Genomic DNA, 24,645 nt, shown 5'->3' with positions numbered 1-24,645 from the left:
GACCGACCGGTCGGCCGGCGCGACGACCGACCCGACGACCGGGCTGGCGGCCAGATGCCCGACCACCGGCGCCGGTCCACGCGTCAGGCCGGGACGACGTTGACGAGCTTGGGCGCCCGGACGATCACCGTGCGGACGCCGCGACCGTCCAGGGCCCGCTGGACGCCGGCGTCGGCCAGCGCGAGCTCGCGCAGGGTGTCCTCGTCGACCGACGGCGACACCTCCACCCGGCCGCGGACCTTCCCCTGCACCTGCAGCACGCAGGTCACGGTGTCCTCGACGAGGTGCTGCGGGTCGGCCACGGGGAACGGCTCGTGGGCGAGCGAGGACGGGTGCCCCAGCCGCGACCACAGCTCCTCGGCGATGTGCGGCGCCACCGGCGCGAGCATGAGGACGAGCGGCTCGACGGCGGCACGTGGCGTCGTCGGCAGGGACGTCAGGTGGTTGTTGAGCACGATCAGCTTGGCGATGGCGGTGTTGACCCGCATGGCCTCCATCTCGACCCGGACGTCCGCGATCGTCCGGTGCAGCAGCCGCAGCGTGGCCGCCGACGGCGCGTCGTCGCTCACCACGAGGTCGCCGGACGCCTCGTCGACGACGTTGCGCCACAGCCGCTGCAGGAACCGCTGGGAGCCGACCACCGCGCGGGTGTCCCACGGGCGTGACAGGTCCAGCGGACCCATCGACATCTCGTAGACACGGAACGTGTCGGCGCCGTAGGCCTCGTACATGTCGTCGGGCGTGACGACGTTCTTCAGCGACTTGCCCATCTTCCCGTACTCGCGCACGACCTCCCGGCCGCCGTAGGTGTACGTCGTGGTCCCGTCCGGCGCCGCCTGCTCGACGACCTCGGCCGCCGGGACGGGCTGGCCGCGGTCGTCCCGGAACGCGTACGCCTGGATGTAGCCCTGGTTGAACAGCGTCCGGAACGGCTCGACGCTCGACACGTGGCCCAGGTCGTGCAGGACCTTGTGCCAGAACCGCGCGTACAGCAGGTGCAGGACGGCGTGCTCGACGCCGCCCACGTACAGGTCGACGCCGCCGGAGGCCCCCGCGGTGGGGTTGTGGTGCGGCCCCATCCAGTACGCCTCGAGCGCCGGGTCGACCACGACGTCGCGCGACGTCGGGTCGAGGTAGTTCAGGTAGTACCAGCACGACCCGGCCCAGTTCGGCATCGTGTTGGTGTCGCGCCGGTACGTGCGCGGCCCGTCCCCCAGGTCGAGCGTCACCGCGACCCAGTCGTCGTTGCGGCCCAGCGGCGGCTCCGGGGACGACGCGGCGTCCTCGGGGTCGAACGTGCGCGGCGAGTAGTCGGGGACCTCGGGCAGCTCGACCGGCAGCAGCTCGTCGGGAAGCGCGATGGGCAGGTCGTGCTCGTCGTAGACGATCGGGAACGGCTCGCCCCAGTACCGCTGCCGGCTGAACAGCCAGTCGCGCAGGCGGTAGGTGACCGTGCCGGTGCCGATGCCCCGCGCCTCGAGCCACTCGACGATCGCGCGCTTCGCCTCGGCGACACCGAGACCGTCCAGGCTGATCTCGTCGTTGGCGGAGTTCACGATCCGGCCGTCACCGGTCCACGCCCCGCCGGCCCAGCCCTCGGGCGGCTGGACGGTGTGGATCACCGGCAGGTCGAAGCCCTGCGCGAAGGCGTGGTCGCGCTCGTCGCCGCCGGGGACGGCCATGATCGCGCCGGTCCCGTAGCCCATCAGCACGTAGTCCGCGGTGAAGACCGGCAGCGAGGCCCCGGTGACCGGGTTGGTCGCCAGGTGCCCGGTGAACACGCCCGTCTTGCGCCCGGCGTCGGCCTGGCGCTCCACGGCCGTCTTCGCGGCGGCCTCCGCCCGGTACGCCGCGACGGCCTGCGACGGCGTGGCGTGGCCGCCGGTCCAGCCGTCACGCGTGCCGTCGGGCCACTGCGCCGGGACCTCGTCGAGCAGCGGGTGCTCGGGCGAGACGACCATGAACGTCGCACCGAACAGCGTGTCCGGGCGCGTGGTGAAGACCTCCACCGCGGCCCCGCCGGCGACGGCGAACCGCACCTGTGCGCCCTCGGAGCGTCCGATCCAGTTGCGCTGCATCGCGCGGACCTTGTCCGGCCAGTCGATCAGGTCCAGGTCGTCCGCCAGGCGGTCCGCGTAGGCCGTGATCCGCATGTTCCACTGCCGCAGGTTGCGCTTGAACACCGGGAAGTTGCCGCGCTCGGAGCGGCCGTCGACCGTGACCTCCTCGTTCGCGAGCACCGTCCCCAGGCCCGGGCACCAGTTGACCGGGGTCTCGGAGACGTAGGCAAGCCGCTGGGCGTCGACCACGTGGCGCCGCTCGACGTCGTCCAGCTCGGCCCAAGGGCGACCGTCCGGCGTGGGCCGCACCCCCGCGGCGTACGCCTCCTGGAGCTCGGCGATCGGCCGCGCCCGTCCGGTGCCCCCGTCGGGCCGCACGGCGTCGGGGTCGTACCAGGAGGCGAAGACCTGCAGGAAGATCCACTGGGTCCAGCGCACATAGTCGCCGTCCGTGGTGGCGAAGGTCCGGCGCGGGTCGTGCGCGAGACCCAGGCGCCGCAGCTGGCGGCGCATGTTCGCCATGTTCGCCTCGGTGGTGACCCGAGGGTGCTGACCGGTCTGCACGGCGTACTGCTCGGCGGGCAGGCCGAAGGCGTCGTAGCCGAGCGCGTGCAGGACGTTGTCCCCGCACATGCGCCGGTACCGGCCCACGACGTCGGTCGCGATGTAGCCCAGCGGGTGCCCGACGTGCAGACCCGTCCCGGAGGGGTACGGGAACATGTCCATCACGAAGAAGGTCGGCGACGCGGGGTCGGCATGGTGGCCCTGACCGTCGGTCAGTCGCCCCGACGGGTTCGCCGTGTGGAAGGTGCCGAGCTCGTCCCACCGGTCCTGCCAGCGCTGCTCGAGCTCCCCGGCGAGCGCGGCCGTGTAGCGGAAGCGGACGTCGCCCTGCGGCGCGTCGTCGAGCGTGGTGGTGGGGGCGTCCGGGGCAGTCACCCGCCCAGGTTACCGGCGTGTCACCCGGCGGGTGCACGACGACGGCGGGTGCGCCGGGCCTCGCAGGGCCGGCGCACCCGCCGTCGTCGAAGGTGCGTGCGTGCCGCGGATCAGCGGGCGGAGCGCAGCTCCATCGCCAGCGGGCACTGGAACGGGTCGCGCGCCGCGAGACCGACCTTGTTGAGGTAGCGGATCACGATGCCGTACGAGGCCAGCAGGGACGTCTCGGTGTAGGCGATGTTGTGGGTCGCGCAGAACTCCCGGACGATCGGCTGGACCTTGCGCAGGTGCGGCCGCGCCATGCTCGGGAACAGGTGGTGCTCGACCTGGTAGTTCAGGCCGCCCGTGAACCAGTCCACGAACCGGCCGCCGGTGACGTTGCGGCTCATCAGCACCTGGCGGCGCAGGAAGTCGATCCGGGAGTCCGGGGGCACGATCGGCATGCCCTTGTGGTTCGGGGCGAACACGGCGCCCATGTACAGCCCGAACAGGCCGAGCTGCACACCGAGGAAGGCGAACGCCATGCCGACCGGCAGCACCCAGAAGACCAGGCCGAGGTAGGCGCCCAGGCGCAGCGTGACGAAGGCCATCTCGATCGGGCGACGCTTGACCTCGCCGCGGCCGAAGATCGTCCGGACGCCGGAGACGTGCAGGTTGATGCCCTCGAGCAGCAGCATGGGGAAGAACAGCCAGCCCTGACGGGCGCGGACCCACGCGGCGATCCCGGAGACGGGCTTGCGCAGCTCCTCGGTGTGGAACACCAGCGCTCCGGTCTTGATGTCCGGGTCGGCGCCGACCTGGTTCGGCTTGGCGTGGTGGCGGCTGTGCTTGTGCTGCCACCACCCGTAGCTCATGCCGGCGTAGAGGTTGGCGAGCACCAGGCTGGCCCACTCGTTCCACCTGCCGGACGCGAAGATCTGCCGGTGCGCGGCGTCGTGGCCCAGGAACATCACCTGTCCCAGGACGACGGCCAGAGCGGCCGCGATGACCAGCTGCCACCACGAGGCACCGATGAGCACGAAGGCCGTGACGAGGCCCGCCAGGACGAGCGTGAGGACCGCGAAGCGGGTCCAGTACCAGCCCTGCCGGCGGGTCATCAGACCGGCCTCCTGGACGGTGCGGGTGAGCGCGGTGAAGTCGCTCACCTGGCGCTCACGGGCGCGGACGGGTCGTGCGCCCTCGGCCACGGTCTCTGCTGTCATGCGGACGTCCTCATCAGTCGCGGGGTCGACCCCGCACGGCCTGCGCATACGGTGGTGATCGTCGCCACAGTAACCCGACAACCTGAGGGTCGCCCCTGATCGGGTCCGTGTGACACGCGTCGCACCGCGGTCGGGCGATTCGCCCGACCATGGGGCACGACCGGTCAGGCGACGGCCTGACCTGCAGGACGAGCGTTCCCGCCGGCGGGTTCCCCGGCCGGGTCGCGACCGATGGTGAGGACGATCACCAGGCCGACGAGGGTCAGTCCGACCCCAACCCATGCCGGGGCCAGGTAGCCCCAGCCGGCCGCGATCACCAGGCCGCCGAGGAACGCGCCGGACGCGTTGCCGACGTTCAGCGCCGAGTGGCACAGAGCCGCCCCGAGCGACGGCGCGCTCGGCGAGACGTCCATGAGCCGCGTCTGCAGGGCCAGGCCCAGCACCTGCGAGGTGACCCCGAGCAGCACGACCGAGGCGATGCCCAGCACCGGGTTGCCGCCGGTGAGGGCGACCAGCACCAGGGCGACCGCCGTCCCCACGAACCCGGCGTACACGCTCCGGACGACGGAGCGGTCGGCCATGCGACCGCCCAGCACCGTGCCGACCGTCATGCCGATGCCGAACAGGGCGAGCACGACCGGCACCGTCACCTCGGCCAGACCGGTCACCTCGGTGACCAGAGGGGCGATGTAGGAGTAGACGGCGAACATGCCCCCGAAGCCGATGGCGCCGGCCGCGACGGCGATCCACAGCCGGCGGTTGCGCAGCGCGGCGAGCTCGGTGCGAACGGTGGTGCCCGCGGCCGGGCGCACGGCGGGCAGCCAGCGCCACAGCCCCGCGAGCGTCAGCAGGCCGAGCACGGCCACGACGAGGAACGCCGCGCGCCAGCCCAGGGCCTGCCCCACCCAGGTGGACAGCGGAACGCCCACGACGTTGGCGATGGTCAGCCCGGTCATCATCGTTGCGACCGCTGCGCCCCGGCGCGCGCGCCCGACGACCGCGGTGCCCATCGCCGCGCCGACCCCGAAGAAGGCCCCGTGCGGCAGGCCGGCCAGGAACCGCGCCAGCACGAGCCACTCGATGCTCCCGGCGAGGCTCGACAGGGTGTTGCCCACCGTGTACGCCGCCATCAGCCCGACCAGCAGGATCCGGCGGTCGACGCGCGCGGCGACGGCGGTCAGCAGCGGTGCACCGACGACCACCCCGAGCGCGTACGCGGTGATCACGTGCCCGGCGACCGGGATGGACACCGAGAGGTCGCGGGCGATCTGGGGCAGCAGGCCCATGGTCGCGAACTCGGTGGTGCCGATCGTGAAGCCGCCGAGCGCGAGCGCGAGCAGCGCCGGCCGCACGCGCACGCCCGGCATGCCGTCGTGGGCACTCCCGGGCGCGGACCCGGTCCACGCCGTGATGGGGTGCGGTCCCGCCACGGGGGCAGGGTCCGTCGTGGTGGGACTCACGGCATCTCCGGTTCGAATCGATTCGACACGTGTCCGGGCCGCGTCGTCGAGAACCTCGGGGATCGCTGTGAGCCTAGCGGCTGGCGTGCGGCGCGTCAGGTCGGCGGGACCAGCCAGACGGCGCGGGCGGCGTCGTCGTCCAGGTCGACGGTGCGCCCGGCGACGGTCACGAGGCGACCGTCGCCGGCACGCTCGCCGCCGTCACGGGTGCCGTTGTCACGGTCACCGCCGTCACGGTCACCGCCGTCGGGGGCGCTGCCGTCGGGGGCACTGTCGTCCGGGGCGACGTCGTCCGGGGCGACGTCGAGGTCGAGGACGGCGTCCACGACGATCCCGAGCGCGGTGAAGGACCGCAGCAGAGCGGGGTCGGCGTCCGAGATGCGCGCCACGACCCAGCGACCGGCCGGGACGTCACGCAGCGGCTGGGCCGCGAGGGCAGGGACGTGACCGGCCGCGGTCGGGATCGGGTCGCCGTGCGGGTCGCGCACGGGGTGGCCCAGTCGTTCGTCCAGTCGCTCGACCAGCAGGTCGGAGACGGCGTGCTCGAGCACCTCCGCCTCGTCGTGCACCTCGTCCCAGCCGTAGCCCAGCTCCCGGACCAGGAAGGTCTCGATCAGCCGGTGCCGCCGGACCATGGCGACGGCGTGCGCGCGCCCGGCCGCGGTCAGCTCGACCGCCCCGTACCGGGCGTGGGCGAGCAGCCCCTGGTCGCACAGGCGGCGCACGGTCTCCGAGACGGTCGGCGCTCCCACGCCCAGGCGCTCGGCCAGGCGCTTGGTGGTCACCGGCGCCGTCGACCACTCCCCCGCGGCCCAGACCACCTTGAGGTAGTCCTGGGCGACCGGGGTGAGGGCCGACGGGTCGGGACGGGGCACGACGGGCCTCAGCCGGCAGCCGTCGCGCCGGCGCCGTCCAGCCCCGCGGCGCGAGCACGACGCCGGGCTCGACGCCGGACCGCGAGCACACCGCGACGGGGCGCGAACGCGTACGCCGCGGCGAACACCAGGCCCTGGGCCACGACGACGGTGCCTGCGCTGGAGGTGTCCAGGAAGAAGCTCGCGTACAGCCCGGCCACCACGCAGCCGGCGGCGAGTGCGGGGGCGACCACGAGCATGGGGCCCATCCTCTCGCACAGCAGCAGCGCGGTGGCGCCCGGCGTGATCAGCATGGCCACGACGAGCACGACGCCGACCGCCTGCAGCGCGACGACCACGGTCAGCGCGAGCGCGCCGAGGAGCAGCACCTCCAGCCGGCGCGGAGACAGGCCGACGGCGTGCGCGTGCGTGCGGTCGAAGGCGTACAGCGTCAGGTCCCGCCGCTTGACCACCAGGACGGCGGCGGTCAGGACGCCGAGCCCGATGACCTGCACGACGTCGGCGTCCGGCACGCCCAGGATGTTGCCGAACAGGATGTGGCTGAGGTCGAGGTGGCTGGGCGTGACGGAGACCAGCACGACACCCAGGGCGAACAGCGTCGTGAACACGACCCCGATCGCGGCGTCCTCCTTGACCCGGGTCGTGTCCCGGACCGCGCCGATGAGCGCCACCGCCCCGAGTCCGAAGACGAGCGCCCCTACCGCGAACGGCCAGCCGACCAGGTAGGACAGCACGACCCCGGGCAGCACGGCGTGGGAGACGGCGTCGCCCAGCAGCGACCAACCGATCAGGACCAGCCAGCAGCTCAGCAGCGCGCAGACCACCGCGGCGACCGTCGTGACCAGCAGCGCGCGCTGCATGAACTCGAACTGCCACGGCGCGGCCAGCCACGACCACGCACCGGTGGCCAGGTCACCGGCCGTCCCGGCCAGGACGGCGGTCATCGCGCGGCCGCCGGCGGCTCGAGACCCATGACGCGGGCCAGCCGGTCCGGCGCGAGGACGTCGTCGGGCCGGCCGGTCGCCAGGACCCGGGTGCCGAGCAGGACGACGTCGTCGGCGAGGGCGGGCAGCGTCTGCAGGTCGTGCGTGGACACCAGCACCGACCGGCCCTCGGCGGCGAGCTCGCGCAGCAGGGCGGTGATGCCGGCCTCGGACCGCCGGTCGACGCCGGCGAACGGCTCGTCGAGGAGCAGCACGGCCGCCTGCTGGGCGAGGCACCGGGCCACGAACACGCGCTTGCGCTGGCCGCCGGACAGCTCCCCGACCTGGCGGTCGGCGAGCGCGGCCAGGTCCACGCGGTCCAGCGCGGCCGTCACCGCGGCGACGTCGTCCGCGCGCGCCCGGCGCAGCGTGCCCATACGGCCGTAGCGCCCGGTGGTGACGACCTCGCGCACGCTGATCGGGAAGGTGAAGTCGACGTCCTGCGCCTGGGGCACGTACCCGACCAGACCCGCGCGACGCGCCTCCGCCGGCGTGCTGCCCAGCACCCGGACGTCGCCCGACGCGGCGCGGACCATGCCCATCACCGCGTTCATGAGCGTGGACTTGCCCGAGCCGTTGAGGCCGATCAGTCCCCCGACACGTCCGCGGCCCAGCTCCATCGTCACGTCGTCGAGGGCGAGCACGTCGCCGTAGCGCACGGTCAGCCCACGGACGTCGATCGCGGGCGCCGTGGCGTGGGACCAGGCGCCGGTCACGACGCCGCCCCGGTGAGCGCGGCGGCGACGACCTCGGTGTCGTGGCGCAGCAGGTCCAGGTAGGTGGGCACCGGGCCGCCGGGCAGCGACAGCGAGTCCACGTACAGGACGCCGCCGTACGCGGCGCCCGTCTCCCGGGCGACCTGGCGCTGCGCGGTGTCCGACACGGTCGACTCGCAGAACACCGCCGGCACGTCACGCTCGCGGACGAAGGTGATGGCCCGCGCGACCTGCTGCGGCGTCCCCTGCGCGTCCGAGCTCACCGGCCACAGGAAGGACTCCGCCAGACCGGCGTCGCGCGCCAGGTAGGAGAACGCGCCCTCGCAGGTGACCAGGGCGCGCCGCGCCGGGTCGAGCCGGTCCAGCCGGTCGACCAGGGCGTCGCGCACGGCCCGCAGCTCGGCGGTGTAGGCAGCCGCGTTGGCCCGGTAGGCACCCTCGTGCACCGGGTCGAGGTCCGCCAGCGCGTCGGCGATGTTCGCGACGTAGCGGATCGCCGCATCCGGCGACATCCACGCGTGCGGGTTGGGCCGCCCCTGCATGCCTCCCGATCCGACCGGGATGGTCGCGACGCCCTCGCTCACGGTGACGTGCGGGGCGTCCAGACCGGCGACGAACCGCTCGAACCACGCCTCGAGGCCGAGACCGTTGTCGAGCACGAGGTCCGCGTCGGCGGCGCGGCGCAGGTCGTCCGGGGTCGGCTCGTAACCGTGGATCTCGACGCCGACGTCGGTGATCGACTCGACCCGGACGTGGTCGCCGGCGACCTGGCGCGCCATGTCGGCCAGCACCGTGAACGTCGTGAGCACCACCGGGCGGTCGTCGGGCGGGTCGGGCACCGCCGTGGCCGACGGCGGCAGGGCGCATCCCGTGAGCGACAGCACGGTCAGCAGCACGCCGAGGATCCGCACGCCGGGGAGCACCGCCCCGGTGGGGGGCACGCCCGGGCCCGGGCGACCGGGCGACCCGCCGGGGCGGGCGCACGGCGGGCATGCCCGGCCGGCCTGTCGACGCAGGTGAGGGCCGAAGTTCGGCATACCGAACTCTAACGCGGCAGCGTTAGGGGCGTGCGGTCGACGCGGGCGAGGTCGCACCCGGTGCGGTGGGGCTGACCGGACCGGTCGGCGCGGCGCCGCCGGTCGCGCCGGTGCTCTCGGTCGCATCGGTGCCGCCGGGCGGCTCGGTGCCCCCGGTCGGCGGGGGACCGTCGGTCGGCTCGCCCGTCAGGTCGGTGCCCTCGGTGGCCTCGTCCACAGGCTGCGGCGTGGGGAACGGCTCACGCGGCCCGACGACCGCGGACGCATCGGGCATGACCTGGACGACCTGCAGGTCCATCATCCGGCCGCGATCGGGGTCGAAGCGCAGCACGGTCAGCTCGGCGATTCCGTTGAGCGGCCCGACGGTGGCACCGCCGGAGGTCGCACCGGCGGTCGTGGAGCTGACGTACCGGATGCCCTGCCCGACCTGCAGCGGCCCGGACCTGCGGTGCTGGTGCCCGGACAGCTGGACGTCGGCGCAGCCCTCACGCAGCGTCGCGTCACCGACCCGCGGGGTGTGGATGAGCAGGATGTCGACGCCGCCCGCCTCGCACGCCGTGTCGGCCAGCCGGGCGCCGGCCTCCGCGGGCGACTCGGTCGAGACCGGGGTCGTGCCGCCGCCGATCTGCGTCCGGTTCGGGTCGCGGTCGCCGAGGATGCGCAGACCGTCGACGGTCACCACCTCGCCGTCCAGCACGGTCCAGCCCGCGGCACGCTCCTGGTCCTCCGTCTCCAGGGAGTCGTGGTTGCCGTCGGCGACGACCCGCTCCACTCCTTGAGGAACGGCCTGGCTGAACGACGTCACGCAGTACTGCTCGACGCTGGTGCCGTTGACGGTCGTGTCGCCGGCGTTCAGCACGATGTCGGCGTCCGCACGCTCGGCGACCGTCCGGATGATCCGGGCCATCCCGACGTTGCAGTGCAGGTCGCTGACCAGGACGATCACGACCGGGTCCACCGGCTCCGCCGGCTCGGTGAACGCCGCCGACGTCGGCCCCGCGGCCGGCCGCGCGAGCCCGCCCGTGGCGTCGTCCTCGGCCGGGGGCCTGGCCGGGCCGCCCGGGCCCGCGTCCGGTCCGGGCGCCTGGTCGCCGGGCGCCTGGTCGGCCGCCACCTGGTCGGCCGGCACCTGGGCGTCCGTCGTCGGCGTCGGCGTCGGCGTCGGCGTCGGCGTCGGCGCCGGAGTCGGCGCCGGCGTCGTCGGTGCTGCGTCGCCACCGGCCGCGCCGGTGGCGACCGCGTCGCCGCCCGGGTCCACGACGCCGTCGTCGGGTGCACCGGTCGTGCTGCCCACGAACGGCTCGACGCCCGGGCCACCGGGCACCGGACCGAGGTCGTCGCCCTCCGTGACGGCGAGCGTCAGTGCGCGCTGGTCCCACGCCTCGGCGACCGCCGCGTTGGCGCGGTCGTAGAACTGCTCGTTGTCCCGGTAGGCGTCGACGACCATCGCGCCGTAGGTGTCGATGATCCCGGACAGCCGCCCGGTGATCCGCGCGTCCTCGAGCGGCGTCCCCGCGAACACCCCGGAGGCGCGGCGGCCCTCACCCTGACGGGCGACCTGGTCGACGCTGTTGACGCAGGTCACCACCACGACCAGGCAGATCACCGCGACCCGCACCATGTCGCCGCGACGGCCCCCGACCCGGGCGGCGAGCTCACGACGGCGCGCGGGTCCGAGCAGGGCGGTGAGCACCGCTCCGGCCACCATCAGGGTCACGAACGCGAGCACCGTCCGCTCGAGGGCGTCGGCGACCAGCGCCCAGGCGGCGTCCTCGATCGCTGCCTGCGGAGCGGTGAAGAACTGGACGTAGCTCTGCAGGTCCTGCCCGAGGACGCGGACCGTGCTCGCGGGGTCGACGGCGGTCACCGCAGCCGGGATCTCCTTGACCGTGACCCGTGCGCCGAGCGTGAGCGGCAGCGGGGACGGGATCTCCAGCGTGCCCAGCGGCCCGACGTCGATGGTCACCAGGTCGTCCGTCGTGACCGCGTACCGGGCCTCGTGCGGGCCGAGGCTCCGATCGGCCGACGCCGTGGTGACGCCGAAGACGAGGGCGGCCAGCAACGCGACCGCGGTGAGCAGCGCGGCCCGCCCCCATCGCACGCGGCGCAGGCGGGCCCCCAGGCGCCGTGCCGCCTCGCGGCCCCGGTTCCCGTGGGCGCTGCCGATGCTGCTCAGGCTCGTGCGTCCCGCCAACGGACCCACTCCTGCACGGTCGACATGTCGTAGTCCGGGCCGCCGATGCCGATCGTGAACAGGGTCGCGCCGGCCTCCACGAGCTGCTCGGCCTGGTCACCGGGCGATCCCTCGACCCCGACGGAGCGCTCGATCTGTCCCGGGTCTCGTCCGACCGCCTCGCAGTGCTCGGCGAGGATGCCGCTCTTGCGCCGGAGGACCTCCAGGTCGGCGAACGAGTGCCACTGGTCGGCGTGCTCGGCGACCAGGCGCAGTGTCTTCTTCTCCCCGCCGCCGCCGATGAGGACGGGGATGTCACGCGTCGGCGCCGGGTTCGACGTCGCCCAGCGGGCCTTGATCCGCGGCAGGGCCTCCCCCAGCTCGGCGATGCGGCTGCCCGCCGTGCCGAAGTCGTAGCCGAACTCGTCGTAGTCCCGCTGGAACCAGCCGGCACCGATGCCGAGGATGAGGCGTCCGCCGGAGATGTGGTCCACGGTCCGCGCCATGTCGGCCAGGAGCTCGGGGTTCCGGTAGGAGTTGCAGGTGACCAGCGCACCGATCTCGACGCGGCTGGTCTGCTCCGCCCACGCGCCCAGCATCGTCCAGCACTCGAAGTGCTTGCCGTCCGCGTCGCCGTACAGCGGGAAGAAGTGGTCCCAGTTGAAGACGACGTCGACGCCGGCGTCCTCCGCCCGGGCGACGGCGTCGCGGATCTGGCTGTAGTCGGCCTGCTGCGGCTGGATCTGGACACCGATCCGGATGGGGTGGCTCATGGCCACGGAGCCTACGCACCGGGTCGCCCCCGCGCCCGAGGGCTGCCCTGTCGCGGGGCTGGAGCTGCCGGGACTGCCTAGGCTGGGCGGACCGCACGCACCGGAATCCGAGGTACCAGGGCATGAGCACGCAGTCGCAGAGCACCACGACCGAGCACGACACGACCGGCGCGTACGTGACCTCCGGGCAGGAGTTCACGCGCGACACGAACTACATCACCACGCGGATCACGACCGACGCCGCCGACGGCTACCCGGTCGAGGCCGGCCGCTACCGCCTGGTGATCTCGCGCGCGTGCCCCTGGGCCAACCGCGCGTCCATCGTGCGCCGCCTGCTGGGGCTCGAGGACGCGATCTCGCTGGGGATCTGCGGGCCGACGCACGACCGGCGCAGCTGGACGTTCGACCTCGACCCGGACGGCGTGGACCCGGTGCTCGGCATCCCGCGCCTGCAGGACGCGTACTTCGCCCGGTTCCCCGGCTACGAGCGCGGCATCACCGTGCCGGCTCTGGTCGACGTGACCACCGGCCAGGTCGTGACCAACGACTACGCCCAGATGACCCTCGACCTGTCCACCCAGTGGCGCGCGCACCACCGCGACGGCGCGCCGGACCTGTACCCCGAGCACCTGCGCGCCGAGATCGACGAGATCAGCGCGGTGCTGTTCAAGGACGTCAACAACGGGGTCTACCGGTGCGGGTTCGCCGGCTCGCAGTCCGCCTACGAGCGCGCCTACACCCGGTTGTTCGACCGGCTCGACGCGCTCAGCGAGCGCCTGGCCGGCCAGCGCTACCTCGTCGGGGACACCATCACCGAGGCGGACGTCCGCTTCTTCACCACGCTGGCCCGGTTCGACGCCGTCTACCACGGCCACTTCAAGTGCAACCGGTCCACGCTGTCGCAGATGCCGGTGCTCTGGGCGTACGCGCGCGACCTGTTCCAGACCCCCGGCTTCGGCGACACGATCGACTACGACCACGTGAAGCGGCACTACTACGTGGTCCACACCGACCTGAACCCGACGCAGATCGTCCCGTCGGGTCCGGACCTGTCCGGGTGGCTGACGCCGCACGGGCGCGAGGAGCTGGGTGGCCGGCCGTTCGGCGACGGCACCCCGCCCGGGCCGCCCCGTCCCGCCGAGCTGGTGCCGGTGGAGCACACGCCCGCCGGGTGGTCGGCCGCCTGACGGCGACGGGCCGGGCCGACGCCGTCGGCGGTCGCCGCGGCCGACCCGGCGCGGCTCACCGGCCAGCCACCGCCGGCGCGCCGATGTGGCGGGCGCCGCGTCGGTACCAGGTCGCCAGCAGCGCGACGGTCAGGGCCACCTCGGCGACGTCGCCGGCGTAGTACATCCACTGCGCCGCGGCGCGGAGCTCCTCGCCGCTGTGCGGGCTGCCCGGCGGCAGCGCCGGCGCGCGCGCGTAGAGCAGCTTGGCGAGGGACCCGTGCGCGGCGGAGGCGACGACGAGCACGCCCACCCGCCAGCCCGGGCCGGGACCGCGGGCCGCGCGCTCGGGACCGACGAGCGACCACGCGAACAGGCACCCGGCCACGGTGACGTGCACCAGCACGACGTCGTGCAGCCACCGCTCGGCCAGCGCGCGGCTGTACAGCGGCGTCAGGTAGAGGGCTGCGAGCCCGCCGACGTGCAGCGCCGCTGCCGTGACCGGATGGCTCACCACGTGCACGGCACGGGTGCGCAGCAGCGCGGTCGCCGTGCGTCGGCGCCGGACCGGCAGCGCCGCCAGCGCCAGGGTGAGCGGCGCCCCGAGGACCACCCCGAGCGGGGCGACCATGCCGAGCAGCACGTGCTGGACCATGTGGGCCCGCGCCGCGTCCGGGGCGACGAGCGCCACCCCCGGTGAGACCGCGAAGGCCAGCACCAGCGCGCCGGCTGCGAACGCGGCGCCCCGGTGCGCGCTCCAGGGACGCCCCGTCCGGACGCCCACGCGCACCGCGGTCGCCGCGTAGCCGCCGACCAGCACCGTGAGCAGGGCGACGGCCGGCAGCCACCCGGTCGGGTCGACGTGTGCGGTCGAGCCGTGGCTCACCGACGCCGGGCCGAGGCGGGCCGTGCGCTCGCCGGCGACGTCATCGGCGCCTGGCGCGTTCCGGACGGGCGGCGCGAGCGCCCACCACCGCACCGGCCGCCAGCAGCAGGACGCCCGCGCCGATCCAGGCGACGTCGTAGGGCAGCAGGTCGACGTCGTAGCGCACCTGGTGCACCCGCAGCACCTTGTGGTCGACGACGCCGTCCCCCAGCTGGAACGCCCCGGCGCCGAGCAGCAGGCCCGCCCAGCCGGCGGACCGGTGCAGCGCGCCGCGCCGGCGCAGGTCCGCGAACCCGAAGAACCCCGCCACCAGCAGGACCAGCTCGACCGAGTGCAGCAGCCCGTCCGACAGCACCGCCACCTCCGGCGTCGACCGGTCGTAGAAGTGGTGCCACGCAAGGATCTGGTGGAACACGATCTCGTCGACGGCCGCCATCAGCCCGACGCCGATCGCACCGGCCACGAGCAGCGAGCGCCGCCGGTCGGGCGGCTGCGGGTCGTCGGTGGTCGGTCCGGTCATCGTCGCTCCCGGCTGTGTCGGCGGACCGCCCACGCTAGCCAGCGACGCGGCACCGGGCAGGTGGGCGGAGCCGATCCGGTCGCCGAAAGTCCTGGAGTCCGGCCGCCGCGCGGTCGCACACTGGGGACATGTCCACCGCGTCGGAGTGGTTCCGGCCCGCCAGCCCCCGGGTGCCGGCGGACGACCCCTTCACGCACCGGGCCCGCGGCGCCGCGCCGGCACTCCTCGGCCCGCTCGTCGCGCCGGGCGCCACTCGCGCCTTCCCCGCACGCTGGCTCGGCGACGAGCCCGGCACGGTGCTGACGGTCGCCGTCCCCGGGCTCGAGGACGGGGAGGCGCACCTGCAGGTGATGCTGCACCGGCCGCGCCTGACCGGCTGCTGGGAGACCGAGGCGCTGCTGGTCGACCACAGCGACCTGCGCGGACCTGACGTCCTGGTGGCCGACGTCGCGCCCGGCAGCGAGGGCCGGGCCGCCGACCTCGCGGTGCGGTGGCTGGCCGGGCAGCTGAGCCGGCCGGTGCGCGAGGAGCGCTGGGTCGGCTGGCGCGGCACGATCGCGTCCCGGCTGGTCATGGCCGACACCGGCAGCGTGCTGCTCGAGCGCGGCGGGCGCGTCATCAGGCGCCACGGCGAACCTGCTCAGGTGCTCCAGGTCCGGCCGTGCGCCGCTGACCGGGCGCCCTCCGGTGACCGGGCGCCTTCCGCAGGCCGCAGACCCGCCGCAGGGCGGACGCCCGAGCGGGCCTGACCCGTTCGGCTCGGCGCGCGACCCGCCGCCGCGACGGACGTCACCGGACGTGGGCGTCGGGGGCGTCGGGCTGGAGGTGCCCGTACTTCTCCCGGAGGAAGTTGCCGGAGGTGCTCAGCTCCGCCGTCAGGCGACGGTGGCGGCTCGCGGAGAGGGCGTCGGCCTGGCCCGCGAGGATCCGCAGCTGCTCGGTCAGCTCCTCGTCGGGGGTGCGCCCGTCGGGTTGGCGCTCATGCACCCTGCTCGGCGCGATCGCGAGGTAGTTCTTCAGCACGGCCGGCAGATAGCGCCGGGCCAGGGCATCCAGCTCGTACTCGAACCGCGGGTCGGCGGTGTGGTCACGCTGCTCGGTCGCGATCACGGCGTCGAGCACCCCGCAGATCTGCAGCACGGCCCGGTGCGCGTCCGCAGGCAGGCGGTGCCGGTTGTGGTCGGCATGCCTGCGGACCCAGGCGATCGCCGACGGCAGCCCGTCCGACCCCTCGATGGCGACGTCGTGCCCCGCCCGGGCAGGCCCGTCGACGGCGGACGTCTCGGCCGGGTCGCGCTTCCACCACCGGCGACGCGCTGGCAGCCACAGGTCTCGCAGGTGCCAGGAGCGCACGCCCGACGTGCCCATGGCCGTCAGTGCGAGCAGGGCGGGCGGGCCCCAGAAGTCGGGCAGCAGCACCGCCGCGGAGAAGGCTCCGGCGTAGAGGAGGCCCTCGAGCGCCGTCCTGACGTTCTTGCGCACCGTGCCGATGACGAGCACCAGGTACGCGAGCAGCGGCAGGAAGACGAGGACGGCCGTCACCTTGACGACGTTGCCGAACGTCAGTCGCGACACGGTCAGCTCCTTCCGAGCTCTGCTGTGGCGGCGTCCGAGGAGTGACTGCGCTCCAGCTGCAGCCTGGCGCGGCTCACCTGCGCCTCGAGCACCGTCACGGTCTGCTTCATGGACAGCGTGGCCTCGGCCTTGAACCGGTCGATCTCGTCCATCGCGCTGAACACGTCGTCGAACGCCTGCTGCAGCTTCTCCGGGTCCAGGGTGGCCTGCGACGCCTGCTGCTGGATGGCGGTGCCCTGCGCGCGCAGCAGCTGGGAGGTGGCGACGATCATGTCCGACGTGGTCGCGTTCAGCGCATCGACCTGGGCGAGCACGATCCGCTGCTGGCCCAGCGCCTGGGAGGTGATGACGGCGACGCGCAGCGCGGCCATGGTGGTGTCCAGGGCGCGGTCCACGCCCTTGATGAGCTCGACGTTGTTCTTCTTCACGACGTCGAGCGCCAGGTATCCCTGGACCGCGACCGCCATCTGGGTCATCAGGTCCAGATGTCGCTGGCGGACGGAGAACAGGGCGTCCGACTCGAGCGTGGTGGCGTCGTCGATCTCCCCCCGGGCGCGCAGGCCCGCGATGCGCTGCTCGAGGCCGTCGCCCAGGTGGCGGGCGAGGACCGCCACGTCGGCCAGCTGGCCCAGCGCCTGCCACAGGGCGTCGCGCTCGGTCTGGATGGCGGCGTTGTCCTGCCGCAGCTCGTCCTGGCCTCCCTTGAGGGCCTTCGTGATGGCGTTGAGCTGCTCCTGGGCGGCCTCGTACTTCTGGAAGTACCGCTGGACCCTGCTGCCGCCGGGCAGGAGCTTGAAGGTCCGCCGGGCGCCGGTGAGGTCGTGCCGCTTGGGGTCCAGCTCGGTGACGATCCGCCGCAGCTCGGCCAGGGACGTGCCCGTGCGCGTGGCGGGGCCCGCGCCGCTGCCGGACACAGCGGCTGCCGGTCGCTGGAGCATCCGGTTGACCGAGTCACCGGCCTGCCGCATCGTCCCTTCACCCAGCCGGGTGAGCCCGTCGAGCTTGGTCTGGAACTGCGGGCTGTGCAGCGGGGTGCCGAGCAGGTCGTCGAGGAAGGACTCCGCCGTCTCGGCGTGCTTCTGCTGCGTCTGGGCGTCCACGAGCACCATGCCGCCGACCTTCTCCGGCTGGTGCACGGTGACCTCGACCGTCGGCGACGGCGGCTCGAGCTCGAAGCGGCCCTCGAGCTCCGACGGCTCGTTCCGGCCAGGGTCGCGCGGGTTCGGCATGTGCACTCCTCGAGCACTCGGGGTCCGAGCCGATTCTCTCAGTCCAGACTCGAGAACGTGCGACGGATGTCGACACACTCTCGCGAGTCGCCTGCCGGGACGCTGCGCACGACCTCGGCCGGCCTGACCCGTCGGGTCAGGCGGAGGCGTCGGCGCGCGACGTCGGGCGCGGCCGGCGCGGCCTCGACGACGACCTACGCCGAGGCGGTCCGCGGCGCGTACATGATGACCGCGACCCCGACCAGGCACACGAGCGCGCCGAGGACGTCGTACCGGTCGGGGCGGAACCCGTCCACGACCATGCCCCACGCGAGCGACCCGGCGACGAAGACACCCCCGTAGGCGGCCAGGATCCGACCGAAATGCGCGTCCGGCTGGAGAGTGGCGGCGAAGCCGTAGATGCCGAGCGCGATCACCCCTGCGCCGATCCACAACCAGCCCCTGTGCTCACGCACCCCCTGCCACACCAGCCAGGCGCCGCCGATCTCCGCGAACGCAGCGAGGACGAACAGGACCAAGGAGCGCACGACGTCGGTCATGGCGGGATCGTCGCAGACCCCGGGCCCGCGCCCCCGGGTGCGGGACACCGCGACCGACCAGGCTGCTCCAGCGCTCGGCTCCGGCTCGTCCCGACGTGGTCGCGGGAGCGCCCGAGCACCCGCGCCCCCGGTCGGCCGGTCCGGGCACGCGTCTCCTAGAGTGTGTGCATGCACGAAGATACGCAGCCAGCGGCGCCCGGGGTCGACCCGGCCTACGTGGAGATCGCGGTCGAGGTCTTCGCCATGCTCGCCGACGCGACCCGGGTCCGGATCGTGCTGGCACTCCTGGCTGGAGAGCTGACCGTGGGCGAGCTGGCGCAGGTGGTCGACAGGTCGCCGACGTCGGTGTCCCAGCACCTGGCCAAGCTGCGCCTGGCTCGGATGGTCGCGGCGCGGCAGGACGGCAACCGGGTCCACTACCGGCTGATCAACGACCACGTGGGGCGGCTGGTGACCGACGGGCTCCAGCAGGCCGAGCACGCGGTCGACCCGACACCGCACCACCACGAGCAGACGTCGTGAGCGCGACCCCTCGCGGCTGGAGCGGTGGGCACGTCCCCGACAACCCCCACCAGCACGGCGAGCCGCACGACCACGCGCACGCCCACGACCACGCCGGGGCCCACGACCACGACCACGACCATGCGCACGACCACCCCTCGGGCTTGCGGGGGTGGCTGCACGGAGTGTTCGTCCCGCACTCCCATGACGCTGCGGACTCGATCGACGACGCCCTGGAGGCCAGCGCCGCCGGCATCCGCGCGGTGAAGATCAGCCTGGCGGTCCTGGCCGCCACCGCGGCCGCCCAGCTGGCCGTCGTCGCGATCTCCGGATCGGTCGCGCTGCTGGCGGACACGATCCACAACTTCTCCGATGCGCTGACCGCCGTCCCCCTGTGGATCGCCTTCGTCCTGGGCCGTCGCGCTGCGACACGCACCTACACCTGGGGGTTCCACCGGGCCGAGGACCTCGCCGGCCTGTTCATCGTCGCGATGATCGCCCTGTCGGCGGTGCTCGCCGCCGTCCAGGCGATCGACCGGCTGCTCGACCCCCAGCCGCTGGACAACCTCGGGTGGGTCCTGGCCGCGGGCGTCATCGGGTTCGCCGGCAACGAGGCCGTCGCGGTCTACCGCATCCGCACCGGCCGCCGCATCGGCTCGGCTGCCCTGGTCGCCGACGGCATCCACGCCCGCACCGACGGCTTCACCTCCCTGGCGGTCGTGGCCGGGGTGATCGGCGTCTGGGCGGGCTTCCCGCTCGCCGACCCCGTCGTGGGCCTCCTGATCGCCACCGCCATCGCCGTCCTGCTGTGGAGCACCGCCCGCGACGTCGGTCGGCGCCTGCTGGACGGCGTCGACCCCGATCTCGTCGACCGCGCGCACACCGCTGTGCTGGCCGTGCCCGGGATCGAGTGCGTCAACGACCTCCGACTGCGGTGGACCGGCCACCGCCTGCACGCCCTGGCCCGGGTCACCGTGAGCCCGGCGACCTCCGTGACCGAGCTCGTCGAGCTGGACCTGCGGGTCACCGGAGCCCTGCGGCGTGCCCTGCCCCGCCTGGACGCCGTGGACGTGGTCGCCCGGCCCGCCGACGACGCCCCGGACCAGCGGCGCGCTACCACGGCGTCCTCGTCCTCCAGTCCACCACGCTGAGCGGGACGGTCAGCACCGGACGGTGCTGGTGCGCCGTGAGGCGCACCGCCACCGAGCCCTCGACGACCTCGCGCATCCTGGCCCCCGGTCCGGGGGCTCGCGCGCCGACGATGATCACCGCGGCGTCGACGGCCCGCGCGAGATGGGTCAGGGCCCGGTCGACGCGGCCGGCGAGGTAGCGGAACGTCCACTCGACGTCCGCCGGTCGCACGACCCGCTCGAGATGGCTGCGCAGGTGGGCGTCGGTGCGGCGCCAGTCGTCGTCGCCGTCCGGGTCGATCGGCAGGTGCCGCACGGTGCCGTCGTCGTGCTCCTCGTGCGTGTACCGGGCCGGATCGACGTACGCGCAGTAGAGGGTCGGCGACCCGACGGCCCGCACCCACGATGCCGCAGTGAGCACGACCAGGTCGGGCTGCCCCGGCACGACGCCCACCACCGCGGGGTGGCCGGCGAACTCCGTCATCCGGCTGGGACCCGGCTGTGGGACGTGGCGCATCGGCATCGCAGGCCTCCCGCAGGGCGGTGCCGGCACCCGTCACCGGCCATCCACTGTAGGCGCGGACCGGAGCGGGACTCCATGCACATGACGAAGGCCACCCCGGGCCCTCCGTGGAGGAGCCGGGATGGCCTTCGTCGGTACCGATGGTGGAGCTGAGGGGACTCGAACCCCTGACCCCCTGAATCGCTGCGCCGAGGCGCGACGCTCAGGGAATCTTGACTTCGCTCGACCCGTCTCGCGCTGACCTGGGCAGACGCCGAGATCGATGCGATGAGGGACCTCCAGGCTAACCCTCAGATGGACCCATCTAGTGCGGTCTGGCGGCTGCTCGCCGGCGAAAAGTGTCCATTAAGTGTCCAGTCGGCCTGTCTCCGGCTCGGGCATCCGGAAAGCAACGCGCGGCCACGAAGCGGCCGCAGAGCCCACGGGCGTGCCAGCGACTGGCCACCGCGTCCGTTTCGGCCGCGCGGCCCATGCTGTCAGCGCCCCCCGAGTCTTGCCCCACTGCGGGTCTCGAGAAGGTGACCACCTGGGGTCAGTTGTCGCGGACCTCGGCGAATAGTTCGCGGCGGGCGGATGCGGTAGGAGTCGCCGGACAGTGCCAGGACCCTCGGCATGGTAGACAAGGCGGCCGATCATGGCGGCGGCGACGACATCGTCGCCGAAGAGCTCGCCTCGGCGTCCGAGGGCAGGTTCGAGGTGACCATGATCGAGCCCGGCTCGTAGCGGGACGCAACGAGCCGCTAGAAGAGGTTCGCGGCGTCGGTGTCGAACGGGATGTACCCGACGTCGTCGATGACGATGATGGTGATGGTGAACTTGTAGTGGCGGATCTTCTCCAGTTCGACATCCAGGGCGCCGGCGTGTTCGGGCTGTACCCAGGCGGGCGATCCAGTTGGTCGCGGTGTCGAACAGCCTGCTTGGGCGGGCCTTGATGCCCATCCCGACGGCCAGGTGGGGCTTGCCGATCTTGAGAGGGGCCGAGCAGGACGACGCTCTCGGCTTTGAGCAGGAAGTTGCTGGTCGCCAGCTGCGCCAGCACGTCGCGGCACGCTCCTCTCGTGGTTCCATGCCGGCCCCGCCGGCGGCGTCGACGTCAACCAGTGCATCGCGGTCCGGCAGTGCCCGGACGTCACCACCCGCCCGTCGGGGTGCGCGCAGGTGGTCCGAGCCGCGGTGCGGCGCCGTTCGGCGAGGGCCCGTTCTCAGCACCCCGGCCACCTCCTTGTGGCGAGGTCGGTGATCCTGACTCTGGTACCCAGCAGCGGGCCTGGTCGGCCGCGACCTGCCCGTCGCACGTCGTCAGAACACGGATGGACGTAGCCAGCACGTCGACGAACGGGCCGATCGTGCGTGGATCCTCGCTGAAGTCGTTCGACGCGATCCGAACGCAGTAGTCGCGCCCCAGCCGCACCCGGTTCAACAGGCCCGTGCTACCGGCGGCAAGGGCACCATCGCGGCCCGATCGCCGTCGAAACGGGCGGGCGGCCAGGGCATGGTCAATAGCCGCGACGATGACGGGCGCTTCCCGGAAGACGCTCGGCTCAATGACGACAGCTCGCTCCGCCCCGTCATCGATGACGAACAGAATCTCCGTCATCGCCGTTACCACCCGTCATCGCACCGTGAACTGCGGGGTCGTAACCGTCATCGTCGCGGCTATACACCCTGAGAAGCGTCTCCCGTGTCCGTTCGACATGGGAGGCGACGATGAGGAAGAACCACACGACGACGATGGCCGAGGCTGGTGCCCTGGCCACGCCAACGCAGCGCATCATTCGCGATCGTCAGGGCTTGCTTGATGTCCTCGCGATGATCGACTCCGAGGGGTGGGATGGGCCCGCGGCGACCGCGCTCCTGGAGTACGTCCGAACGGAGATCGTTCGGCCGCTGGTCATCGACGCGGGCATGCGCGGAGCGGCCGCTTCACAGGCTGAGGCCACGGCCTGGGAGACGGCATGGGTGAGCCTCACCAAGCCGTCGCTGCGAACAGCCGCCTCGCCATGGGGCGTGCTCTGGCAGGCGGCCCGACGCGCGGTTCTCGGCGAGATCGTCTCGGCGACGTATGCCACCGAGGAGCGGCGCGGCAGGAGCCTCGCGGCCGCGGCGCGGAACGGGGAGGTGGCGCCGGCCACGTCTCTCGACGCCCTCGCGGCGACGGGCTGGGAGCCCGCGTGCGTGCCCGTCGACCTTGCCGCCGGCCTCGCGTGGCGACAGCTCTTGGTTCAGGTCGGAGCGGCACTGGTCGACGCGGGCTGGGACCGGACCATTGCGGCGCGCATCGTCGACGCCGTGCTCTGCATGCCGACCACCCCCGACCCGAGGTGCACGATCGTGGGCTGGCGACTCCTCGCGGTTGAGCTCGAGGTTCCGCCCTGGCAGGCACGTCGTCTCGCGCTCGCCCTTCGAGGTACCGCGGAGGCACCCGGCCTGATTCCATCGCTCCTCACTCTCGGGGACGACGCCCTCCGCGACGCTGGCCTCCGAAGCGCGCTGCAAGCGACCCGCTCCCGCTCCCGCTCAGGCACGAGTATCAAAGCCCCGACGACGCAGCGGTACGCGGCCGAACGTCATCCACAGGCAACAGCAGGCTGACCTCTCTCCACACGTCGATGACCGACACGTGCACGGTTGTCGAGCGACGCGCCTACCTATTGACATGAGGTCACTACTACCCCGGCCTGCGCGGAGTGCCGTTCAACCTGGCCCCTGTTGCTCCAGCGCTGAAGGGTGTCCAATGGGTCAGCCGGTCGGGCCGACGACCAGCCCAGAGATGGCGCGCGAACCGTTGGGGAACGGTGATCGCCGATGAGTAGGCATCAGACGCAGATCCGCAGTGTCGCGGTATCGCTCTTCGTCGGGGCCGCGGCCTTCCTCACTGCCTGCTCCCCCACGGGCGGCGATCCTGGTCCGACACCGACACCGACACCGACACCGACACCGACACCGAATGCCGCCTCCTCGCCGACCGTGGGTGCGACGCCGACGCCGACGCCGACCGTGGACCCGGCAGTCGCCGCCGCAGAGGCAGGCATCCTCGAGGCCTACCGCGGCTACTGGGACGCCAAGACCGGGTCGTTCGCAGATCCGTCGGCTGCAGAAGCACCGGCCCTCGCAATGTTCGCGGTCGACACGGCCTTGGCGGACGTCCGGGCGAGCGTCCACTCCCTCCAGTCCAACGGGATCGCTGTCGTCGGCGCGCCGATACTCGACCCCGCCGTCTCGGACATCGCGCTCGGCGAGACTCCGACCGCGGTGATCACCGACTGCGTCGATGTCAGCGACTGGCAGCCGATATACACAGCCACCGGCGATTCAGCTGCTCCCCCAGAGCAAAGCCCGCGCGTGCTCACGACGTCGACGGCCTACTTCTATGACGGCCGCTGGACGATTCGGAGCTCCGACGTCGACCGGGATGCACCGTGCTGAGCACCCTGGCTCGCCGCAGCCTTGGTGTTCTGGTAGCTCTGACCTCCGCCGTCACTGCGGCCGACGGTCCCCCTGTCGCTTGCCATCCGGGCACCCAGATCTGCTGGGTGGAGGTGGAGGCGCCTCGGACCCCCGGGCGAACCCCAGTCTCGGATGAGGACAGCGGTGCCAGCAGCGGCGGCGCAGAGCAACGTACCTGCGTTATCGATCGGACCGGTGAGGTCCTTCCCTGCTTCAACGATGTCTTCGGGTGGTTCAACAGCGTGGACGACTGCTACTACATGCTGCTCACTCCTCAACCGCCCGGCGACGACCCGCTCTGGGGAGGCAACTACCCCAACGGCGCGATGTACCAGGTGAGCTGTTACGACCGAGTCCCTGGCACGAACGGCGGGTGGACGTGGTTGCCGGCGGCGCCACCGGGCTACGGCGGTGTGACGGTGACACCGGCTGAACTCGCAACCCGCGCGGTGGACCAGATGCAGTTGGCGGGTCCGGCAATCGGCATCACGGTGCCGCCCGATCGCGCCGGTCTGGTCGGGGTGCCGGTGTGGCTGTGGACCGCGGTCTCACCCACCACCTGGGGCCCGAACTCAGCGACTGCGTCGGTCCCCGGGCTGTCGGTGACCGCAACTGCGCAAGTCACCAAGATCGAGTGGGACATGGGTGACGGAAACACCGTCGTGTGCCCGAACGCGGGGACCCCGTGGTTCGAGGGCGGTATCGAGTCGCCGACCTGCGATCACGTCTACGAGAGGCCGTCGGCCGGTCAGCCGAACGACGCCTACACGGTGACCGGCACGGCGACGTGGGACGTCACCTGGGCCGGAGGTGGGGCCTCCGGCTCCCTGACCGTCACACGGTCGTCATCGACCACCGTGCGCATCGGCGAGCTGCAGGTGCTCGTCACGAGCTGACATCTTCCGCGGGGC

Annotated in this window: 23 protein-coding genes; 7 read left to right on the top strand and 16 right to left on the bottom strand. The window is 73.0% G+C overall.

Annotated features, from left to right (window positions below; all coding sequences use genetic code 11):
• Positions 1 to 83 precede the first annotated feature (83 nt).
• The 9 genes from leuS to Q0840_RS03850 form a co-directional block, all read right to left on the bottom strand.
• Positions 84 to 2,999: a leucine--tRNA ligase gene (gene leuS / locus Q0840_RS03890; RefSeq protein WP_298456666.1), complete on the bottom strand. Its 2,916-nt coding sequence runs from the start codon at positions 2,997 to 2,999 to the stop codon at positions 84 to 86.
• Positions 3,000 to 3,109: 110 nt separating this feature from the next.
• Complete coding sequence (locus Q0840_RS03885) at positions 3,110 to 4,201, bottom strand: acyl-CoA desaturase (RefSeq protein ID WP_298456664.1); 1,092 nt, start codon at positions 4,199 to 4,201, stop codon at positions 3,110 to 3,112.
• A 164-nt stretch (positions 4,202 to 4,365) separates the two neighbouring features.
• Positions 4,366 to 5,568: an MFS transporter gene (locus Q0840_RS03880; RefSeq protein WP_298457208.1), complete on the bottom strand. Its 1,203-nt coding sequence runs from the start codon at positions 5,566 to 5,568 to the stop codon at positions 4,366 to 4,368.
• A 188-nt stretch (positions 5,569 to 5,756) separates the two neighbouring features.
• On the bottom strand, positions 5,757 to 6,536 hold the full coding sequence (locus Q0840_RS03875; RefSeq protein ID WP_298456662.1) for a metal-dependent transcriptional regulator: 780 nt from the start codon (positions 6,534 to 6,536) through the stop codon (positions 5,757 to 5,759).
• An 8-nt stretch (positions 6,537 to 6,544) separates the two neighbouring features.
• On the bottom strand, positions 6,545 to 7,396 hold the full coding sequence (locus Q0840_RS03870; protein ID WP_298457206.1) for a metal ABC transporter permease: 852 nt from the start codon (positions 7,394 to 7,396) through the stop codon (positions 6,545 to 6,547).
• A gap of 80 nt (positions 7,397 to 7,476) precedes the next feature.
• A complete protein-coding gene (locus Q0840_RS03865; protein WP_298456660.1) occupies positions 7,477 to 8,235 on the bottom strand; it encodes a metal ABC transporter ATP-binding protein in 759 nt (252 codons plus the stop codon).
• Positions 8,232 to 9,095 carry a metal ABC transporter substrate-binding protein gene (locus tag Q0840_RS03860; protein ID WP_298457204.1) on the bottom strand — a complete coding sequence of 288 codons (864 nt, stop codon included), beginning with the start codon at positions 9,093 to 9,095 and terminating at the stop codon, positions 8,232 to 8,234. The genes Q0840_RS03865 and Q0840_RS03860 overlap by 4 nt, the downstream gene beginning before the upstream one ends.
• Before the next feature lie 199 nt (positions 9,096 to 9,294).
• A complete protein-coding gene (locus Q0840_RS03855; protein ID WP_298456658.1) occupies positions 9,295 to 11,466 on the bottom strand; it encodes a metallophosphoesterase in 2,172 nt (723 codons plus the stop codon).
• A complete protein-coding gene (locus tag Q0840_RS03850; protein ID WP_298456656.1) occupies positions 11,445 to 12,218 on the bottom strand; it encodes an LLM class F420-dependent oxidoreductase in 774 nt (257 codons plus the stop codon). The genes Q0840_RS03855 and Q0840_RS03850 overlap by 22 nt, the downstream gene beginning before the upstream one ends.
• 122 nt (positions 12,219 to 12,340) lie before the next feature.
• Between Q0840_RS03850 and Q0840_RS03845 the strand changes: the two genes are divergently transcribed.
• Positions 12,341 to 13,405 (top strand): glutathione S-transferase family protein, encoded by a 1,065-nt coding sequence (locus Q0840_RS03845; protein WP_298456654.1) that lies wholly within the window; start codon positions 12,341 to 12,343, stop codon positions 13,403 to 13,405.
• Between the two features lie 55 nt (positions 13,406 to 13,460).
• Here the strand turns inward: Q0840_RS03845 and Q0840_RS03840 are convergent, their stop codons facing one another.
• Positions 13,461 to 14,270, bottom strand: coding sequence for a cytochrome c oxidase assembly protein (locus Q0840_RS03840; RefSeq protein ID WP_298456652.1), 810 nt, complete (start codon positions 14,268 to 14,270; stop codon positions 13,461 to 13,463).
• 40 nt (positions 14,271 to 14,310) lie between these two features.
• A complete protein-coding gene (locus tag Q0840_RS03835; protein WP_298456650.1) occupies positions 14,311 to 14,790 on the bottom strand; it encodes a DUF2243 domain-containing protein in 480 nt (159 codons plus the stop codon).
• A gap of 128 nt (positions 14,791 to 14,918) precedes the next feature.
• Here Q0840_RS03835 and Q0840_RS03830 point away from each other — a divergent pair, with 128 nt between their 5' ends.
• The gene (locus tag Q0840_RS03830) at positions 14,919 to 15,539 is read left to right on the top strand and encodes a hypothetical protein (protein ID WP_298456648.1); all 621 of its coding nucleotides are present in this window, start codon (positions 14,919 to 14,921) and stop codon (positions 15,537 to 15,539) included.
• A 40-nt stretch (positions 15,540 to 15,579) separates the two neighbouring features.
• On the opposite strand, the gene Q0840_RS03825 is transcribed toward Q0840_RS03830, so the two are convergent.
• The 3 genes from Q0840_RS03825 to Q0840_RS03815 form a co-directional block, all read right to left on the bottom strand.
• Positions 15,580 to 16,365: a hypothetical protein gene (locus Q0840_RS03825; RefSeq protein WP_298456646.1), complete on the bottom strand. Its 786-nt coding sequence runs from the start codon at positions 16,363 to 16,365 to the stop codon at positions 15,580 to 15,582.
• A gap of 2 nt (positions 16,366 to 16,367) precedes the next feature.
• On the bottom strand, positions 16,368 to 17,594 hold the full coding sequence (locus Q0840_RS03820; protein WP_298456644.1) for a toxic anion resistance protein: 1,227 nt from the start codon (positions 17,592 to 17,594) through the stop codon (positions 16,368 to 16,370).
• A gap of 194 nt (positions 17,595 to 17,788) precedes the next feature.
• Positions 17,789 to 18,133, bottom strand: coding sequence for a YnfA family protein (locus Q0840_RS03815; RefSeq protein WP_298456642.1), 345 nt, complete (start codon positions 18,131 to 18,133; stop codon positions 17,789 to 17,791).
• 168 nt (positions 18,134 to 18,301) lie between these two features.
• On the opposite strand from Q0840_RS03815, the gene Q0840_RS03810 reads away from it, so the two are divergent.
• Together Q0840_RS03810 and Q0840_RS03805 are read left to right on the top strand one after the other, a co-directional pair.
• On the top strand, positions 18,302 to 18,655 hold the full coding sequence (locus Q0840_RS03810) for a metalloregulator ArsR/SmtB family transcription factor (RefSeq protein WP_298456640.1): 354 nt from the start codon (positions 18,302 to 18,304) through the stop codon (positions 18,653 to 18,655).
• Positions 18,652 to 19,785, top strand: coding sequence for a cation diffusion facilitator family transporter (locus Q0840_RS03805; protein ID WP_298456639.1), 1,134 nt, complete (start codon positions 18,652 to 18,654; stop codon positions 19,783 to 19,785). Before Q0840_RS03810 ends, Q0840_RS03805 begins: the two co-directional genes overlap by 4 nt.
• Here Q0840_RS03805 and Q0840_RS03800 read toward each other — a convergent pair.
• Together Q0840_RS03800 and Q0840_RS03795 are read right to left on the bottom strand one after the other, a co-directional pair.
• Positions 19,748 to 20,248, bottom strand: a complete 501-nt coding sequence (locus tag Q0840_RS03800; RefSeq protein WP_298456637.1) for a universal stress protein — start codon at positions 20,246 to 20,248, stop codon at positions 19,748 to 19,750. The two genes, Q0840_RS03805 and Q0840_RS03800, sit on opposite strands and share 38 nt — an antisense overlap.
• 1,168 nt (positions 20,249 to 21,416) lie before the next feature.
• Entirely contained in the window at positions 21,417 to 21,884 is a 468-nt protein-coding gene (locus Q0840_RS03795) for a Mu transposase domain-containing protein (protein ID WP_298456635.1), read from the bottom strand.
• A gap of 110 nt (positions 21,885 to 21,994) precedes the next feature.
• Here Q0840_RS03795 and Q0840_RS03790 point away from each other — a divergent pair, with 110 nt between their 5' ends.
• From Q0840_RS03790 to Q0840_RS03780, 3 genes are all read left to right on the top strand, one after another.
• Entirely contained in the window at positions 21,995 to 22,879 is an 885-nt protein-coding gene (locus Q0840_RS03790; protein WP_298456633.1) for a hypothetical protein, read from the top strand.
• Positions 22,880 to 23,092: 213 nt separating this feature from the next.
• Entirely contained in the window at positions 23,093 to 23,713 is a 621-nt protein-coding gene (locus Q0840_RS03785; protein WP_298456631.1) for a hypothetical protein, read from the top strand.
• On the top strand, positions 23,707 to 24,630 hold the full coding sequence (locus tag Q0840_RS03780) for a hypothetical protein (RefSeq protein WP_298456629.1): 924 nt from the start codon (positions 23,707 to 23,709) through the stop codon (positions 24,628 to 24,630). The genes Q0840_RS03785 and Q0840_RS03780 overlap by 7 nt, the downstream gene beginning before the upstream one ends.
• Positions 24,631 to 24,645 lie beyond the last annotated feature (15 nt).

The organism is uncultured Cellulomonas sp., assembly GCF_947494015.1.
GTDB lineage: Bacteria > Actinomycetota > Actinomycetes > Actinomycetales > Cellulomonadaceae > Pengzhenrongella.
Note: the sequence above shows the minus strand (reverse complement) of the source record. Positions and strands in the feature narration are given on the sequence as shown.

Coding starts and splice junctions, on each gene's coding strand:
- Q0840_RS03830 (WP_298456648.1), top strand. CDS start 14,919: ATGTCCACCGCGTCGGAGTGGTTCCGGCCCGCCAGCCCCCGGGTGCCG.
- Q0840_RS03800 (WP_298456637.1), bottom strand. CDS start 20,248: ATGACGGAGTTCGCCGGCCACCCCGCGGTGGTGGGCGTCGTGCCGGGG.
- Q0840_RS03845 (WP_298456654.1), top strand. CDS start 12,341: ATGAGCACGCAGTCGCAGAGCACCACGACCGAGCACGACACGACCGGC.
- Q0840_RS03885 (WP_298456664.1), bottom strand. CDS start 4,201: ATGACAGCAGAGACCGTGGCCGAGGGCGCACGACCCGTCCGCGCCCGT.
- Q0840_RS03870 (WP_298457206.1), bottom strand. CDS start 7,396: ATGCAGCGCGCGCTGCTGGTCACGACGGTCGCCGCGGTGGTCTGCGCG.
- Q0840_RS03820 (WP_298456644.1), bottom strand. CDS start 17,594: ATGCCGAACCCGCGCGACCCTGGCCGGAACGAGCCGTCGGAGCTCGAG.
- Q0840_RS03810 (WP_298456640.1), top strand. CDS start 18,302: ATGCACGAAGATACGCAGCCAGCGGCGCCCGGGGTCGACCCGGCCTAC.
- Q0840_RS03850 (WP_298456656.1), bottom strand. CDS start 12,218: ATGAGCCACCCCATCCGGATCGGTGTCCAGATCCAGCCGCAGCAGGCC.
- Q0840_RS03835 (WP_298456650.1), bottom strand. CDS start 14,790: ATGACCGGACCGACCACCGACGACCCGCAGCCGCCCGACCGGCGGCGC.
- Q0840_RS03795 (WP_298456635.1), bottom strand. CDS start 21,884: ATGACGGAGATTCTGTTCGTCATCGATGACGGGGCGGAGCGAGCTGTC.
- Q0840_RS03815 (WP_298456642.1), bottom strand. CDS start 18,133: ATGACCGACGTCGTGCGCTCCTTGGTCCTGTTCGTCCTCGCTGCGTTC.
- Q0840_RS03785 (WP_298456631.1), top strand. CDS start 23,093: ATGAGTAGGCATCAGACGCAGATCCGCAGTGTCGCGGTATCGCTCTTC.
- Q0840_RS03790 (WP_298456633.1), top strand. CDS start 21,995: ATGAGGAAGAACCACACGACGACGATGGCCGAGGCTGGTGCCCTGGCC.
- Q0840_RS03880 (WP_298457208.1), bottom strand. CDS start 5,568: ATGCCGGGCGTGCGCGTGCGGCCGGCGCTGCTCGCGCTCGCGCTCGGC.